The sequence below is a fragment of the Streptomyces sp. NPDC048106 genome (assembly GCF_040706415.1).
Classification (GTDB): Bacteria; Actinomycetota; Actinomycetes; order Streptomycetales; family Streptomycetaceae; genus Streptomyces.
In genome coordinates this window covers 79,797-95,586 of sequence record NZ_JBEZND010000036.1, presented here as the reverse complement: position 1 = coordinate 95,586, position 15,790 = coordinate 79,797, and the positions used below count along the sequence as shown (strand labels likewise).

Here is a 15,790-nt window from a genome sequence, read left to right as displayed (position 1 = left end):
GCACCTGCTGGCCACCTGGACCGGCACTTGCCCCACCTGCCGACAACCCACCCCATGGCAGCCCTACGACACGACCTAACAAAGCACTACTAGGACCCCGCCATGAAGGACACCGTCACCCCCACCGGACACCTGGCCGAACAGATCGAACGCCAGGACTGGAAAGCCCTGGCCGACGAGCTCGACGAACTCGGCAATGCACTCACCGGCCTGTTGCTCACCCCCGGCGAGTGCCGGGAGATCGCGGACCTGTACGACCGGGAGGAGTACTTCCGCACCACCGTAGACATGGCCCGGCACCGCTTCGGCTCCGGCCAGTACCGCTACTTCACCCACGACCTGCCCGAGGTGATCGCCCAACTGCGCGCGGCGTTCTACCCGAAGCTGTTGCCCGTGGCCCGCGACTGGGCCGGCAAGCTGGGCCGGCCGGCACCCTGGCCGGACGACCTCGCGACATGGGTGGAGATGTGCCACGAGGCAGGTCAGGCCAGGTCCGCCCAGATCCTGCTGCGCTACGGTCCCGGCGACTGGAACGCCCTGCACCGCGACGTGTTCGGCGAGATGCTCTTCCCGCTCCAGGTCGTCATCGGCCTCGACGCCCCCGGTACGGACTTCACCGGTGGCGAGTTCATCATGACCGAGCAGCGTCCCCGCGCGCAGTCGAGGGGTTCGTCCACCACCGTTCCCCAGGGCCACGGGCTGATCTTCACCACGCGGGACCGTCCGGTGGCCCTGAAGAGAGGTTGGTCGAACGGGCCGATGCGGCACGGGGTGAGCATGGTGCGCACCGGACGGCGGCGCACGCTCGGACTCGTCTTCCACGACGCAGCATGACCGAGGCGCCGACCGGGCCGCGGGAACGGACCTACACCCTCCTGGGGCCGGATGGCCGGCCATACCGCGGTTCAGTTCCCGGCACGTTGGGTGGATACCGCCGCACGCTCCTCTACGGACGTCTTGACTGTCCGTCCGCGCTACGAGCCATTGGTCGCGGGCACTACGTGAAGCACCGGGTGTTCTTCGCCAACGAGGCACCGCGATCACCGCCGGGTACCGGCCCTGCGCCGTCTGCCTGCCCGCCCAGTACACCCGCTGGAAAGCGACCCGAGGAAACGCCACCACACCATGACCATCCCCGCCGGCCGGGAGAAACCCGGCTCACCCCTGATCCGGACCGCACAGCAGGCCGACCACCCCGACCTGCTCCCGCCCGCACGGCACACCGACGTCGAACTCGCCACCCTCATCGCCTTGCTGACGCAACCGAGATCCCGGATCGAGCTCCTCGCCATCGGGCACAGCCGGGACGAGGCATCCCGCGAGGCCGCCCACGCCGTCGCCGAAGCGTGGACGGCACGGCGCGGCAAGGTTCTCACCGTTGTCAGCTGGCCAGAGGAGGCAGCCTCCTGGCTGCGGCCCGCCACACGGCTGACCACGCCAGGGCCCGACGCGTGGGTGATGGCCGCGGCCCTGCTCGGCTTCGCGCAACTCGCCCGCCGCCTGCGCCGCTCCACCGACTGGAACCCGGCCCGCACGTTCGCGTTCGCCTCCCTCCAGGACTCCCGGCTCCCTGCACTCGTCGGACCAGGGATCCTGGACGGCCTGCGCGGCGCCACTGCCGACGGCGGCACCTGGGTCGTCGACGGCCGCTGGGTGACCACCCACTCGCCCGCGGGGTGACGTGCCCGAAGCAGACCGGATGGACGGAGGCCGGCCACTGGGCGGACCTGGATGCGCCGCCTGATCTCCTTCGGCTGCGGCTTGCTGGCCGACTGTGGCCTCGTAGAACGGCTGGGCTTGCCTTTTCTTCCCTCGCGGCCCTCGACGGGAACGCCTTCCTGCGGGGCAGCGGCGCCGGAGACATCACCTGCCCGACGTACCAGCACACGGCCTGATCATGCCACCGCGGCGCAGGGCGGCCCGCGAACCGGCCTGTGTCAGGGCTGGAGGTTCTCCAGGTCTTCCAGAAGGCTGGGGTGGGTGGGCCGCCACCCGAGGGCCTCGCGGGTGTGGGCGCTGGAGGCCGGCTGGTCCATGGCGAAGATCGGGCCGAACGGGCCGAAGGTCTCCTCAGGGACCTGCTTCACCGGCAGGCCCAGCCGCCGGCCGATGACCGTCGCGATGGCCCGTACCGTGTCGCCCTCGTCGGCGACGGCGTGCCAGGCCGTCCCGGCCGGCGCCGATTCGAGGACGAGGCGGAACAGGGCCGCCGCGTCGAGTGCGTGCACGGCCGGCCAGCGCTGGGTGCCGTCGCCGGGGTATCCGGCCACGCCGGTGCGGCGCGCCGCAGCGGTCAGCAGGCCGGCGAATCCGCCCTGGCCCCCGTTGTGGACCGTGCGCGGCATGCGGACGGCCATACTGCGCAGACCGTGTGAGGCGAGGTCCAGCAGCGCCGTGACCGAACGGCTCCTGCCGCCCACCGGTCCGTCGGTCGGCAGCGGATCGGCCTCGGTGCTGGCGCGCCCGGGCAACCAGGGGGTGCCCGAGACCGTGACGATGGGGCGGTCGCTGCCGATGAGTTCCTGTCCCAGCGTGGTGAGAGCGGCGCTTTCCTCGGCGATGGCCCGCGCGAGTGCGTCGGGACTGGCGTAGTCGCGTCCGAACGCCAGGCTGATCACGCCGTCGGACCGCGCGGCACCGTGCCGCAGGACGTCGAGGTCCGCGAGGTCTCCTCGCAGCACCTCGGCGCCGGCGCTCCGGAGGGCCTTCGCGGAATCGTCCGAGCGAGCCAGTGCGAGGACGGTGTGGCCGTTGCCGAGCAGTTCGGTGACGACGGCGGAACCGATGGTGCCGGTGCCGCCGGTGACGAAGACGTGCATGTGCCCTCCCGGAAAGTGATGGGACCTTTGTCCCGTCACTGACCCTACATGGTGATGGGACTGAAGTCCCATCGCTTATCCTGTTCTCATGGCCAGATGGCAACCAGGGGCGACTCAGCGACTGATCGTCGCGGCCGTCGACCTGTTCACCGAGCAGGGATACGACGCCACGACGGTGATGCAGATCGCCGAGCGCGCCGGCGTCACCAAGAGCACCTTCTTCCGGCACTTCTCCGACAAGCGCGAGATCCTCGTCGCCGGTCAGGAAACGCTCAGCAGGCTGCTCTCCGAGGGCATCGCCGAGGCACCCGCGAACGTCCCCCCGCTTCAGGCGGTGGCGGCCGGCCTTGAACGCGCCTCCAGTGCCATGGGACCGGCCAACCGCGAACTCGGCCCCCGCCTCGAAGCAGCGGTGGCCGCCAGTACCGAACTTCAGGAGCGCGAGCTCCTCAAGAGCGTCGGTCTCGCCGCCGCCATGACGGCCGCGCTCCTCGCCCGTGGTGTCCCCGGGCCGACCGCGCATCTCGCGGCCGAACTGGGAGTTCTCGCGTTCAAGCGGGGCTACGCCCAGTGGTGCGAAGGCGATCGCGACGATGCGGAAGGGCTCGCGCCGCACGCACTGGCAGCCCTGGAAGAGCTGCGCGAGGCAGCCTCGTCGCTGGCCTGACCGACACCGCGCGCCTGCAACCGGTCGACTCCCGCCAACCCGGAGGGCCGGCCGCCCGGACACGACCCACGCCGCTGCCCGTGACGGGGTGTCACCAGCGCCCGCCGGCACACCTCGGCTCACGCCTATGCGGACGCCGACAGGCAGGTCATTGTCAGCGCCACCCCCTAGCCTCTGCTCGTGAGTTCAACAATCCGGACCGACAGGCGCGCCGCGGTCCGGCGAGGGGGCGCGGGTTGGGCGCCGACAAGTCCGCGTAGCGGTGCACGGTCTCCGGACGGATGACCACCCCTCCGCCTGAAGCGCCCGTCGGCCCGGGCCACATCATGACCTTTTCTGCGAAATGAGATGGAACATGACATCGATGGAGCCTTTCCGCGACGAAGCCCGCGGCCGTGGCATACCGGAGGACGAGGTCGAGCGGTGGCTCGGCACCGTCCGACCCTGCGCGACGCTGGGCCACCCTGGTCAGACACCGCCCGAGGGCCCCGTGGCCGGACGGATCGGCGGGCTGCCGCCGATGCCCGAGGACGAGCCCGTTCCAGACCTGCCGTTCCTCGCGTCGGTCGACCTCGCGGCCATCCCGCCAGGTGCGACGAACCTCCCGCTCCCGAAGGACGGCACGCTCCTCTTCTTCGCGGCCACGGCGAACCCGTGGGGCAACGTCGAATGGTCCCGGCTCGTCCATGTCCCGGCCGGCAAGCCCGTCGTCGAACGCGGTCCGGACGGCGAGCGGGCGCCGCAGGTCCACCCGGCCCGGGATCTGTATCTGCGGATCGATCCCTCGCTGCCCAACCGCGCTGATGAAAGCGAGGAATTCCCACATGGGGAGGAGCTGGGTGACGTGTGGTGGGAGATCAGCGACCAGATGCAGGGCGGCGGACCGGTGCAGATCGGCGGCTACCCGTGGGTCTGGAACAACGATCCCACCACGGGGCCTGGCGACGGCCCGGACGACTGGGTGCTGCTCGCGGAGATCGGGGGCGGGGGACTGATCGAAGGCGATCTGGGCCTCCTCCAATGGGTGATTCGCCGGGATGACCTGGCCGAGGGCCACTTCGCCAGGGCCCGGGCCCACTACGACATGGTCGGCTGACGTAACCTCAGGTCCGGGACACACTCCTCGCGGAGGCCGCTCGACTCCACCCGCGCGCCCGGTGCGACCTGACGGTGGCCGGCGCGCTCTCCGACCACGTCGGCCACCGCCCGGTGCTCGCCGTCTCGTCGCTCAGCCCGAGTGCCCGGATCAGCTCCCGGTCCGCAGCACGCGCAGCGTCGAGTCCTTCGGTTCTGCTCCTTCAGCCCGCCTCGCACTTCGCTGAGTCGTTGTTCCGGGTGCTGGTGATCTGCCGTCGCGGTCGGCCGTGCCGGCCATGAAGGCCGGGGCCGAGCCCGGACTCGGCCCCGGCCGATTCGCCCATGGCCTCGGAGAACCGCTTCTTTGGCCGGCGGATCCGGGGCCGCAGGCGGTGGCTACGTGGTTCCGCTCCGGCCTCCGCTCGCGCCGCCCGCTCCCGCTGGTGTCCTCAGCCGCCCCGCCGCCCGCGGCGTCCCGTCCGCCCGCGCTTCCGGACGGGACGGAACCGTGCTGCTCCGGCCCCGCATTGGCCGGCGCCTGAGCCAGTGGGCAGCCGCCCGGTGCGGGCGGGTGACGATGCCCTCCGCGCCTCGCAGCGGGGTGCGGCTCTTCGGGCAGGTGTCGCCCCGTCAGGGCCGCCGGGTCGAGGGTTTGCTCGCGGGTTGCGCGTTCTGCACCTGTACGGTCGTGGCGGACCAACTGGCGAGCAGCTTCAGGCCGTCCTCGGCGGCGGTCTTGGGAGGCGCGCTGTAGACGACCACGCTCAGGCCGCTTCCGTCCGGCAGACTCATGGTCTCCTGATCGAGTTCCAGGTCGCCGACGAGCGGATGGTTGAGGCGTTTGGTGCTCTCACGGAAGACATGCACGTCGTGGGACGCCCACATCACGCGGAAGGTGTCACTGCGGGTGGACAGTTCACCGATCAGGTTCGACAGTTCCCGGTCGTAGGGGCGTTTGCCCGCCTCGACACGCAGCGCACCCACGGCGAAGCGGGCCATGCGCTCCCAGTCGGTGTAGAACCGCCTGGCTGCCGGATTGAAGAACGCGAACCGGGCGACGTTCGCCCCGCAGGTCGGATCGGCGTACATCTCCGAGTACAGGGCACGGCCCAGCGAATTGGCGGCCAGCGTGTCGAGGCGGTTGTTCATCACGAACGCCGGCATCTCCGGCATGCCTTCGACGATCCGTGTCACGCCCGGCCTCACCGTCGGCCGGACCTCCCGCTGCCGGGCCCGCGCCAGGGGCGCCGGTCCGGCGGCGCGGGCGAGGTCGTACAGGTACATGCGCTCGGTGGCATCCAGCCGCAGGGCCTGGGCAAGGGCGTCCAGCACGCTGTCGGAGACCCCTTGGAGGTTGCCGCGCTCCAGGCGCGTGTAGTACTCGACGCTCACCCCGGCGAGCGCGGCGACCTCGCCCCTGCGCAGTCCGGGCACCCGCCGCTGACCGTAGACCGGCAGCCCCGCCTGCTCGGGGGTGATCTTGTCGCGTCGGGAGCGGAGGAAGGCGCTGACTGCGTCCCGGTTGTCCATGACGACAGGGTAGGCAGGCCACGCGAGCGGTGAGGGACCCTGCCAGTACCTCTCACAGCGGAAACTCCTCCGTCACGGCCTTCTGCCGTTGCATGGTGCGTGCCCCGATCGTCTGGGGCCCGACCGGTGCGAGGACGCATGCGCCCGGGCCGGCGGACCTTTCCCGTACCGGAACAAAACCGAAGGGCACGCAGGATGAGCAACCAGATGACGACGCCGGCCGAGAGTCCCGCGCAGGTCGTGCGAGGGCTGTATGACGCGTTGAGCAAGGGCGACGTGCCGGGTGTCCTGGCCAGGCTCGCCCCCGAGGTGATCGTCGACGAGCCGACGCAGCTTCCCTACGGAGGTGTGCACCAGGGCCGCGAGGTGTTCGTACGGTCGATCCTGGGCGCGATGACGGGCTACGCCAACGTCGCCATCACGGATGCCGAGGTGTTCGAAGGCCCGGCCGGCGTCATCGGAAGGCTCACCGGAACGCTCACGGCCCACACCACCGGTGAGGAGTTCCCGCTGACCATGGTCGAGATCCACCGGGTCGAGGACGGCACGGTGCGCGAGATCGACGTCTACACCAAGAACCCCCACGAGCTCGCCGCGTTCTACGCGCGCGCCGAGACCGGCACCCGCCGATGACGGCATCTCGTCAGGATTCGGGCCGCATTGCCTCACGGCAGCGCGAGCAGCTCGGCCGACCCATCCCCAGCCCAGGCCCAGGCCGTCGCGTCGATGACACCCCTGTCCACATCAGCGACACCGCGACCAGCCACGTGCACCACACAGCGAAGGGAAATCATGACATCCCGTCGACCTTGTGCCGGTCCGATACGAGCTGGCCACCTCCAGACCGACCGCCTGATCCGCGACCTTCACTTCAGCAGAACCTGACGCTCAGGTCCGACGCCAACGTCGCCGAAGGGAAGGCCGCCTGAGGCCTCCGGATTTCTGCTTCTCCGGGTGGGACGTAACCCTGCTGCCACAGCGTCTACAGAGTGTGGACGACGAACAGGATCTGGGATGAAGCGCCGGTACGACGAGGAATTCATGGCGTTCGCCGCTGCGCGATCCGCACCTCTGTTCCGCTCTGCGTGTGTCCTCACCAGCGGTGATGTACACCTCGCGGAGGACCTGGTGCAGGACACGCTGGGCCGCATGTATGCCAACTGGCGCAAGATCGCGCAGATAGACGACCCAGCGGCCTACACCCACACCGTCCTCGTACGGACCTACCTGTCCTACCGCCGCCGGCGCAGCAGTTCGGAGCAGCCCATCGGCGCCCTTCCGGACTCCGGCGCCGTCACCGAGCACGACGCCACGCTGCGGGTCACGTTGCTCGACGCTCTCGGCCGACTCTCAGCCCGGGACCGGGCCGTGCTGCTCCTGCGCTACTGGGAGGACCGCAGCGTCGAGCAGACAGCCGCGATCCTTCAGGTCCGGCCGGGCGCGGTACGCAACCAGAGCATGCGCGCACTCACCCGGATCCGGGACCTTCTGGGCCACGACCTGTCCGAGCTCGTCAGCCCCTGACCCCGGTGCCGCGGCACCTACCTCGCCCTCATCACCGATCCCCGAAACGCGGTGACCCGCCATGCCCATCGAAGAAGACTTCACCGAAGCCCTTCGCACCACCCTCCTGACCTTCGAGCCGCCCAACACCTCGTCACTTGTACAGGCCGGTGTCCGCAACGGCCGGCGCAGGCGGCGGCGCCGCGCCACGGCCGTCGGCGTGAGCGGAGCAGCCGTACTCGCGCTCGTCGGGCTCGGCGCGGCGGCCGTTCCCGGACTGCTGTCCGACGGACGGACAACCCACCACACGATCGCCGGTCCGGCGGCCTCGGCCACAACCGGCTCGGCCACCGCATCCGCCACCCCGAAGCCGACCTTCACCGGCACACTGCCCGCCGACCGCGCCCTTGCCACCCTGATCGCGCTGCTGCCGACCGGCCTGACCCACACCGGCCCGCCCGGCGGCCGACAGGCCGGACAGCTATGGGTGGACGACGGCCACGGCAAGTCGCTGCTCGAAGTGCACGTTTCCCGCCAGGCCTCCACCACCGCGATCCGCAGCCACGTCTTCGCCGGCACGACACCCCTGGCCGACGGAACCCTGATCGAGTCCCGGCAGGCACCACCCGGAACGGGCCCCGGGCACATGGCGGTGAACGTCCTGCATCCTGACGGGCTCTACGTCACCCTCATGGAGTGGCAGGGGACGAGCCAGAACGCCCCCTCGACCCGTTCCACGCCGGTCCTGACACTGGCCCAACTGCGAGCCATCGCAACCAGTCCGCAGTGGCAGTAACGCCCGCGGCGGCCGTGTGACGGGCCGACACGATCACGGCGGGCAGATCCCCCGGCGTTCGGCGACTGTCCGCCCGCGCCCGCGCTCGCGCCGGTGCGCAACCCAACTTGCTTTCTACGAGTCCCACTTATGGATGGTTTCCGTTCGTCGCCTCCTGAAGGTACGAGGAAGTTCTCATGACACAGCCCCTCAGATCACGGAGGCACGCCATCGGCCGGATCACGGCCGAGAAAGCGGATCCGGCGAAGTCGGTCGACGGTGGCAGGGCTGCCATGCGCAGAGCCAGGAAGAAGCCTGACAGAAGGCGCGCGCTCAAGATCGTCGGGCTGTCGCTCGGGTTCGTGCTGGTGCTCGGCGTCGGCACTGCCGCGTACGCGTACTGGAAGCTGAACAGCAACATCAAGTCCGACGATCTGTCCGCCAACGGCAAGGACGGCGCCGGGCACGAGAAGGTCGACGCGTTCGGACGCAGCCCGATCAATATCCTGGTCATCGGATCCGACGCCCGTAACAGCGCCGCGGACTGCAAGCTCGGGGGCGCTTGCGGAACGGCCGGCGGTGCCCGAGCGGACGTAGAGATGATCGTCCACATATCCGCCGACCGGTCCAACGCCACGGTGATGAGCATCCCCCGCGACCTGCGGACCGACTGGAGCGGCTGCCACGACCCGGGACACCCGAGCATGCCGGCGCAGACCCGCGTCCAGATCAACTCGGCGCTGAACGGCGGCCCCGGCTGCAGCGTCGTCGCGGTGCACCAGCTCACCGGGATACCCATCGACCACTTCATGATGATCGATTTCGCCGGCGTGGTGGCGATGTCCAACGCGGTCGGCGGGACACGCGTCTGCGTCAACAAGAACGTCTACGACCCCTACAGCCACCTGAAGCTGAAGGAGGGGTCGCACACGCTGAAAGGTGATGCCGCGCTGGAGTTCGTGCGGACCCGGCACGGCTTCGGTGACTCCAGCGACAGCCGCGGCCGGACCGACGCCCAGCACATCTTCCTCAACGCCCTCCTCAACCAGATGAAGAGCAAGGGCACGCTGAGCAGCCCGTCGAAGATGTGGGGCATAGCCAACGCCGCAACCAAGGCGCTGACCGTCGACAACAGCCTGGATTCTCCCAACAAGCTCATCGACCTGGCCCTCGACCTCAACAAGGTGCCCGCCAGCCGGATCACCTGGGCCACCATGCAGACCCAGGACGTCGACCTGCCGGGTGGCGGGTCCCAGACGCTGATCGGCCCGGGTGCCAAGGAGATGTTCAGGACCATCGCGGACGACGAGTCGCTCACCGCGTCCACCGGCAAGAAGGGCACCCCCTCGGCAGCCGCCAGCCCGATCTCCGCCGCTTCGGTCGCCGTCCACGTCGAGAACGGCACCGGGGTGTACCACCGGGGGGCGGTGATCGCCCAGGCACTGATCGACGAGGGCTTCAGCAAGGAGACCGACTCGGGTAACGGGACTTTCTCCACCGCCACCTCGCTGACCTACCCGGCCGGGCGGAAGGCGCAGGCCCAGGCGGTCGCCAAGGCGCTCGGCCTCCCGTCCAGGGCGGTCGAGCAGGGCACCGGTTCCCAGATCGTGCTGCTCATCGGCACCGATTGGACGACCGGCGACACCTTCCCAGGCGGCAAGCGGACTCCGACGCACGTCGACACCCAGGTGGCTCTGAACGGCTCCCACCAGCAGACCGGCGACACCAAGAAGTGCGCGACGGTCAGCCCCTACAACAACGTCATCGGGCTGGACGCCAACGGTATGCCCACCAGCGAGGACCACCCGCCGTCCAGCACCTCCCCGACCGAGGCGTACGCCCTTGCCAAGAACGTGAAGGACTCTGCGCCGTAAGCCTCCGGGCCCCGGGCACTGCTCGGAGGGCGACCGGGACAGCTCTGCTCGCGGCGGCTGCGTGCGCCGGCTTCCGTCATGTCGTCGCGGGCCTCGCGGAACAGGGGTTCAGCCTGCTGGTGGCCGAGCCGGGATGGGTCCCCGCCGCCGGTATGGACGTGGGGCATGACCCGGTAGCAGAGCCCGTATACCACCGCCGTGCCCCTGTGGACACGTGCACCGTCCACAGGGGGGAGCGGACTGCTTACTGCGGCTTGAACGAACGGATCTGGTAGGAGCCTTGCAGGTTGCCGCCGTGGCCGGCCGCGGTGGAGCCGACGCGGTTGTTGTAGTTGGTGTTCGTGTAGTACTGGACCCGGTGCCCGGTTCCGTTCCACAGGGAGCGGACGTTCTTGTTGTTCCGGATGAAGGAACAGTCGTCGGCGGTGTTGGCCTTGCTGTCCTGCTGCCACTGGCAGCGGGATCCTCCGCCGTTGTAGTCGCTGTAGATGCAGAAGTACCCCGGGGAGCAGCTGAAGGCGGCCCGGTGAACCGTGGGCGCGGGCGTCGCGGCCGAGGCTGCGACGGGTACGCCCCCGAGGGCGGCGGCCAGCGCGACGGCGGCAAGGGTGAGTGAGCGGAATCGGCGCATGCCATGGACTCCTTCTCCTCCCCGCACGTCCCGGGCGGCCGTGCCAGCCGGAACAAGGGGAGGTTCGGCGGGATCGTGTGCTCACGAGGACGCCACGGCGACGGAACCACAAGCAAGGACAAGACCGGTAAACCGCCCTTTAAGGGGAAAGCGAGGCGAAGCGGGGCACGGTGTCGTGTCGGGGTCGGTACGACTGCACGGGCACGCGCGCCCTCCTCCCAAAGAGAGCCGGGCCGGCGCCGTCCAGCGGTCCGGTGACGACGGCCCCGCCCGGCCGGAATGACGAGCCCGGCCACACCTCACCGAGGTATCCGGCGACACGGCACTCCGCACTCGGCGCGTTCCCTTCCGCCGCCAGGGCCCGTGCGTGGGCTGCGCCGCACGCGCGCGCCGTGACCAAGAGGCCAACCGCCGGCGCCGGGGGCGCTTGGGTGGCCGTCCGCCCACCTTCGGCAAGGAGAACTACCGCGACCGCAACGTCGTGGAGCGGTGCTTCGCCCGCCTCAAGCGGTTCCGGGCGATCGCCACCAGGTTCGACAAGCTCGCCGCCCGCTACCAGGCGGGCGTTGTTGTCGCGTCGCTGATCCTGTGGCTGCGCGAGGCGGAGAGGTGATCACGCGGGTGGCCGGTCGGCGGTCGGCTGGGTCAGTCCGTGGCGAAGGAGGGCAAGGGTGCGGTCGGCGACACGGGCGGGGTCGGCGCCGTGTTCGACGGCGGTCATGGCGGCCTGGACGGTGCCGCCGACGAGCTGGCCGATCAGTTCCGGGGCGTCGGCTGCTCCGGTCAGGGCAGCGATCGCGGCTTGGAGGGGGGAGTAGTGGCGGCGGTGGAGTTCATGGACGCGGGCCAGGCACTCGGGCGGGAGGTCGGCCTGCAGGAGTGCTTTGGCGGGGCGGTGGGCGCCTTGGGCGGCGAGGTGGAGTTCGGTGCGGACGAAGGCGTCCAGTCGTTGGGCGGGTTCGTGGATGTCGGCGAGGGCCTCGGTGGTGGCGGTGTCGGCGGCGGTGAACGCCTCTTCGACGATGGAGGCGAGGAGGGCGGCGGCGGAGGGGAAGTACTGGTAGAAGCTGGAGCGGGCGAGCCCGGCGCGGGCGCCGACCGCGGCCGGGGTGACGGCGGCGGCGCCCTGCTCGACGAGGACGTCGACGGCGGCCTGGATCAGCGTGGCGCGTTGCTGGGCACGGTGCTCGGCGACGGTGGCGGCGTTGATCTTCGGCATACGGCGGGGGTGCCTTTCGTGGGCTCGGTCAGCTCAGGCGGCCGTCGCGCAGGGTCAGGACGCGGTCGGCCGCGTCCAGTATCTCGTGGTCGTGGGTGACCATGACGGTGGCGGTGCGGTGGGTGCGGGTCTGCTGGGCGAGCAGGTCGACGATGTCCCGGGCGCGGGTGCGGTCCAGGGCGGAGGTGGGCTCGTCGACGAGCAGGACCTCGGGGGCGAGGACGAGGGCCCGGGCGATGCCGACGCGCTGGCGCTCGCCGCCGGAGAGGTGGTCGGGGCGGTGGTGGGCGCGGGCGCTCATGCCGACGGCTTCGAGGAGGCCGTCCGCGCGGCGGCGGGTGTCGGTGTCGAGGCGTCCGGCGACGTGGGCGGTGAGCAGGAGCTGTTCGCGGGCGGTGAGCGAGGCGAAGAGGTTGGCGTGCTGGAAGACGTAGCCGATGTGGCGGCGGCGGTGGGCGGTGCGCTGGTGTTCCTTGAGCGTGGTCAGGTCGGTTCCGGCGACGTGGACGGTCCCGTGGGTGGGGTTCTGCAGGCCGCCGGCCACGGCGAGGAGGCTGGACTTGCCCGATCCGGAGGGGCCGGTGACGGCGACGAACTCCCCCGGGGCGACGGCCAGGTCGACGGAGTCGAGGGCGGTGACCTGCTGCTGGTCGTTCCCCAGGTGCAGGGTGACGCCGGTCAGGCGCAGCGCCGCGGCCCCGGTGGCGGCGTTGTCGGTGATGGGTGCGGGGTGGGTCATCGGTTGGCTCCGAGTGCACTGAGGGCTTGGACCTTGGTGATGTGGCGGATGGCGGCCGCGGCGCCCGCGAGTCCCAACACGATGAGCAGGAGGGCGGCGAGGGTGACCTGGTCGGTCTGGAGGGAGAAGGGGGCGGACCCGTTCATGGCGCCGCCCAGGGCCAGGCCGACGGCGGTTCCGGCGGCGGTGGCGGCGAGCAGGACGGCGGCGGCCTGGGTGAGGGCGTCGCGCAGGATGTAGCGGGTGGAGGCGCCGATCGCCTTCAGCAGGGCGATCTCGTGGCGGCGCTGGATGGTCCACACGGTGAAGAACGAGCCGACGACGAGGGCGGAGATGGCGTAGAGAAAGCCCCGGATGAGGGTCATGGTGCTGGATTCGGCGGTGTAGCCGGGCGAGGCGCCGTAGGTGCCGGCCTTGTCGACGGTCCGGGTGTCCAGGCGCTGGTCGGCGGCGGCGGTGCCGGTGCCGGGGGCGAGTTGGAGGGCGACGGCGGTGGCCTGGTGGGCGGCGGCGTCGGGCAGTGGGCCGGGCAGGCCGTAGTGGAGCTGCTGCCACAGCGGCAGCGGTGCATAGACCACGCCGACGTGGCCGAAGGAGGCGTGGCCGATCGTGCCGATCACGGTCAGTTCGGTTCCGGCCTGCCCGGCAGTGAGGCGGTCGCCGACCTTGACACCCTCCTTGAGGATCTCCTCGCTGACCAGGACGCCGTTCGGGGCGCCGTCGGCCAGCGGCTTGCCGGACAGCGGCGCGGGGGCGAGGAAGCCGCCGGGCCGCACGCCGAGGACGGCGAGGTCGAGCTGCTTGCCGCCGGAGCCGCCGAGCTGGGCGTGCACGAGCTGCTGGCCGAGGGGTTCGGCCTTGCGGACACCGGGTTGGCCGGCCCACCGGGCGGCGGTGCCGGTGGTGACAGTGGAGCGGGAGAACAGCTCGCCGGTGGCCGAGCGGTCGAAGGCGAGGTGGGTGACGGGCAGGGCGCGCAGGGCGGAGACACCGGAGTCGGCGAGGCCGCTGGCCAGGCCCGAGAGGATCACGCCGAGGACGGCGATCATTCCGACGACGGCGCCGATCAGGGCGAACCGCCCCTGGGCGAAGCGCAGATCACGAAGAGCGAGGAACATGGGATCGTCCGTCCTGTTCAGGCGCCGAGGGAGACGACGGTCTCGAACGTCTCCACGCCGCCGGCCGCCCCGTCGGCTGACACACCGGCCTCGGACGGCCCGTGCGCGGCCCGGAAGGAGTCCGACCGCATCCAGGCCGCGAACGCCTCCGCGTCCGTGAAGTCCATCACCGCCGCGTACGCCCCGCCCTCCTGCTGCGGACGCAGCAGCCGCGCACCCGCCAGCCCCGGCACGCCGGGCAGCGTCGCGCGCATGCTCGCCGCGAACCGCTCCTCGAACACCGCAGCGCCGACCGAGGGGACTGGTATCCGGTTCATCACTGTGTACATACGAAAGCCACCTGTTCCAAGGCATGGAGAGGCACCGACAGGCTTTGCCGACACCTGAGTCGGTATCTTAGCCCAGGTTCCCGACACTAGCGTCGGGAAGAGATGTTTCGAGTGCCCTGAGCCACGATGAGCGCGGCCGGACGGAGACGGAGATCTTTTGTCGGACAGGCTCCAGGGCGCCCCCTGAGCAGCGGGAAAGACGGGGTGTGCCGTTGGGAAACGGGTCGGGAACCGGACCGCCCGACCCAGCCGGTCATCGCGGACGTGCTCGGTATTCCGCGAGAGGCCATCGACGCGCGACCATGGCCGGAGTGGCTGGCCGAGGACCCTCAACACCCACCCACGCCCAGGCCCTGGACGCTCCTCGGCGCCTACACCGCACCGACCGAACTCGCAGGGAGCACCGCAGTGGACTCCACACGCAGGGAACTGGTCCTCATCGCCGGCGGAACACTGACCGCCACGCTGCTCGCCTGGCTGACCGCCGATCCCGCAGCCGCAGGGCAACTCACGACCGGCCACCGGGTCGGCGAAGCCGCCGTGGCCCGGATGGAAGAACGCGCCGCCGCGCTGCGGCGCGCCGACGACGCCGACGGCGGCGGCATCGTCCTCGCCGAAACCTCCAGCGCGCTCGCCCTGGTCACCGGCATCATCCGCGACCGCTCCTACAGCGACCACCACGGCGTCCGCCTGCACGCCGCCGCCTCCGACCTCGCCCGCCAGCGAGCCGCGGCCATGCTCGATGTCCACGGACAGTGCGCCGACAACACCTTCGACACCGCACTGCGCGCCGCGCGAGCCGCCGGCGACGACGCGCTCGGCGCCAACACGCTGAACTTCTGGACCGTCTCCGCGTACAACACCGGCCGGCTCCGGGACGCCGAGGCCATGGCGTCAGCCGGACTCGCCGCCGTACGGGACCGGGCAACGCCCCGCGTCGAGGCGATGCTCACCTCCCGGCGAGGCCGAGCCCGCGCACAGCTGGGAGACGCCCGGTGCTGGGCCGACTTCGACCGGGCCGGGCAACTCCTCGCAGAAGCGACCGACCAAGACGGGGACCCGGACTGGGTCTACTGGTTCGACGAGGCGGAAGTCCTGGGCGCCCGGGCCTCCAGCCACCGCGACCTGGCCCAACCCGGGCCCGCCGCGAACGTGTTCGCCCAACCGCAAGCGCTCATCGACCCCAGGCACGCACGCGACACCGCCCTCTACACCGCACGACAGGCCGATGCCCTGCTCGACCTGGGCGACGTGGAGCGCGCATGTGCGTCTGCCCACCGCGCCCTGGACCTTACCGAAATGATCAGCTCTCACCGAAGCACCGGCCCGCTCCGAGACCTGAGCACCCGCCTCGCCCACGAGACAGCCCCTGCGGCCCGAGACCTGCGAGAACGCGCCCGAGCCGTCCTCGCGGCTTAACCAGGGGGCCGAAACCGGCGACCTGTGTAAGCGGGGTGGCTGGTGGCGGCACCCCCGGCGGGTGATCGAGGCGATCGACTGGACGTAACG

At 70.8% G+C, this 15,790-nt stretch carries 16 protein-coding genes and 1 pseudogene; 10 read left to right on the top strand and 7 right to left on the bottom strand.

Features of this window, described 5'->3' with window-relative positions:
* Nucleotides 1–102 precede the first annotated feature (102 nt).
* Nucleotides 103–834, top strand: a complete 732-nt coding sequence (locus AB0927_RS30135) for a 2OG-Fe(II) oxygenase (RefSeq protein ID WP_366670915.1) — start codon at nt 103–105, stop codon at nt 832–834.
* A 291-nt stretch (nt 835–1,125) separates the two neighbouring features.
* A complete protein-coding gene (locus AB0927_RS30130; RefSeq protein WP_366670914.1) occupies nt 1,126–1,680 on the top strand; it encodes a hypothetical protein in 555 nt (184 codons plus the stop codon).
* A 257-nt stretch (nt 1,681–1,937) separates the two neighbouring features.
* On the opposite strand, the gene AB0927_RS30125 is transcribed toward AB0927_RS30130, so the two are convergent.
* Nucleotides 1,938–2,819 carry an SDR family oxidoreductase gene (locus tag AB0927_RS30125; RefSeq protein WP_366670913.1) on the bottom strand — a complete coding sequence of 294 codons (882 nt, stop codon included), beginning with the start codon at nt 2,817–2,819 and terminating at the stop codon, nt 1,938–1,940.
* Between the two features lie 88 nt (nt 2,820–2,907).
* On the opposite strand from AB0927_RS30125, the gene AB0927_RS30120 reads away from it, so the two are divergent.
* Nucleotides 2,908–3,486, top strand: coding sequence for a helix-turn-helix domain-containing protein (locus AB0927_RS30120; protein ID WP_366670912.1), 579 nt, complete (start codon nt 2,908–2,910; stop codon nt 3,484–3,486).
* Nucleotides 3,487–3,841: 355 nt separating this feature from the next.
* Nucleotides 3,842–4,582: a DUF1963 domain-containing protein gene (locus AB0927_RS30115; protein WP_366670911.1), complete on the top strand. Its 741-nt coding sequence runs from the start codon at nt 3,842–3,844 to the stop codon at nt 4,580–4,582.
* Between the two features lie 611 nt (nt 4,583–5,193).
* On the opposite strand, the gene AB0927_RS30110 is transcribed toward AB0927_RS30115, so the two are convergent.
* Nucleotides 5,194–6,093, bottom strand: coding sequence for a helix-turn-helix transcriptional regulator (locus AB0927_RS30110; RefSeq protein ID WP_366670910.1), 900 nt, complete (start codon nt 6,091–6,093; stop codon nt 5,194–5,196).
* Between the two features lie 195 nt (nt 6,094–6,288).
* Here AB0927_RS30110 and AB0927_RS30105 point away from each other — a divergent pair, with 195 nt between their 5' ends.
* From AB0927_RS30105 to AB0927_RS30090, 4 genes are all read left to right on the top strand, one after another.
* Nucleotides 6,289–6,726, top strand: a complete 438-nt coding sequence (locus AB0927_RS30105) for a nuclear transport factor 2 family protein (RefSeq protein WP_366670909.1) — start codon at nt 6,289–6,291, stop codon at nt 6,724–6,726.
* Nucleotides 6,727–7,107: 381 nt separating this feature from the next.
* Nucleotides 7,108–7,617 carry a SigE family RNA polymerase sigma factor gene (locus AB0927_RS30100; protein ID WP_366670908.1) on the top strand — a complete coding sequence of 170 codons (510 nt, stop codon included), beginning with the start codon at nt 7,108–7,110 and terminating at the stop codon, nt 7,615–7,617.
* Between the two features lie 61 nt (nt 7,618–7,678).
* Entirely contained in the window at nt 7,679–8,392 is a 714-nt protein-coding gene (locus tag AB0927_RS30095) for a hypothetical protein (protein WP_366670907.1), read from the top strand.
* A 176-nt stretch (nt 8,393–8,568) separates the two neighbouring features.
* Nucleotides 8,569–10,245: an LCP family protein gene (locus AB0927_RS30090; protein ID WP_366670906.1), complete on the top strand. Its 1,677-nt coding sequence runs from the start codon at nt 8,569–8,571 to the stop codon at nt 10,243–10,245.
* 244 nt (nt 10,246–10,489) lie between these two features.
* Here AB0927_RS30090 and AB0927_RS30085 read toward each other — a convergent pair whose 3' ends face one another.
* The gene (locus AB0927_RS30085; RefSeq protein WP_366670905.1) at nt 10,490–10,876 is read right to left on the bottom strand and encodes a peptidase inhibitor family I36 protein; all 387 of its coding nucleotides are present in this window, start codon (nt 10,874–10,876) and stop codon (nt 10,490–10,492) included.
* 388 nt (nt 10,877–11,264) lie between these two features.
* Here AB0927_RS30085 and AB0927_RS30080 point away from each other — a divergent pair.
* A pseudogene (locus AB0927_RS30080) lies at nt 11,265–11,489 on the top strand (transposase); the annotation flags it as partial.
* Here the strand turns inward: AB0927_RS30080 and AB0927_RS30075 are convergent.
* From AB0927_RS30075 to AB0927_RS30060, 4 genes are read right to left on the bottom strand one after another with little or no spacing between them, the layout of a single operon-like run.
* Nucleotides 11,490–12,095, bottom strand: coding sequence for a helix-turn-helix domain-containing protein (locus AB0927_RS30075; protein WP_366670904.1), 606 nt, complete (start codon nt 12,093–12,095; stop codon nt 11,490–11,492).
* Between the two features lie 28 nt (nt 12,096–12,123).
* Nucleotides 12,124–12,834 (bottom strand): ABC transporter ATP-binding protein, encoded by a 711-nt coding sequence (locus AB0927_RS30070; protein ID WP_366670903.1) that lies wholly within the window; start codon nt 12,832–12,834, stop codon nt 12,124–12,126.
* On the bottom strand, nt 12,831–13,952 hold the full coding sequence (locus AB0927_RS30065) for an ABC transporter permease (RefSeq protein WP_366670902.1): 1,122 nt from the start codon (nt 13,950–13,952) through the stop codon (nt 12,831–12,833). The genes AB0927_RS30070 and AB0927_RS30065 overlap by 4 nt, the downstream gene beginning before the upstream one ends.
* 17 nt (nt 13,953–13,969) lie before the next feature.
* Nucleotides 13,970–14,269 (bottom strand): antibiotic biosynthesis monooxygenase, encoded by a 300-nt coding sequence (locus AB0927_RS30060; RefSeq protein WP_366670901.1) that lies wholly within the window; start codon nt 14,267–14,269, stop codon nt 13,970–13,972.
* A 420-nt stretch (nt 14,270–14,689) separates the two neighbouring features.
* On the opposite strand from AB0927_RS30060, the gene AB0927_RS30055 reads away from it, so the two are divergent.
* Nucleotides 14,690–15,700, top strand: coding sequence for a transcriptional regulator (locus AB0927_RS30055; protein ID WP_366670900.1), 1,011 nt, complete (start codon nt 14,690–14,692; stop codon nt 15,698–15,700).
* Nucleotides 15,701–15,790: the final 90 nt, after the last annotated feature.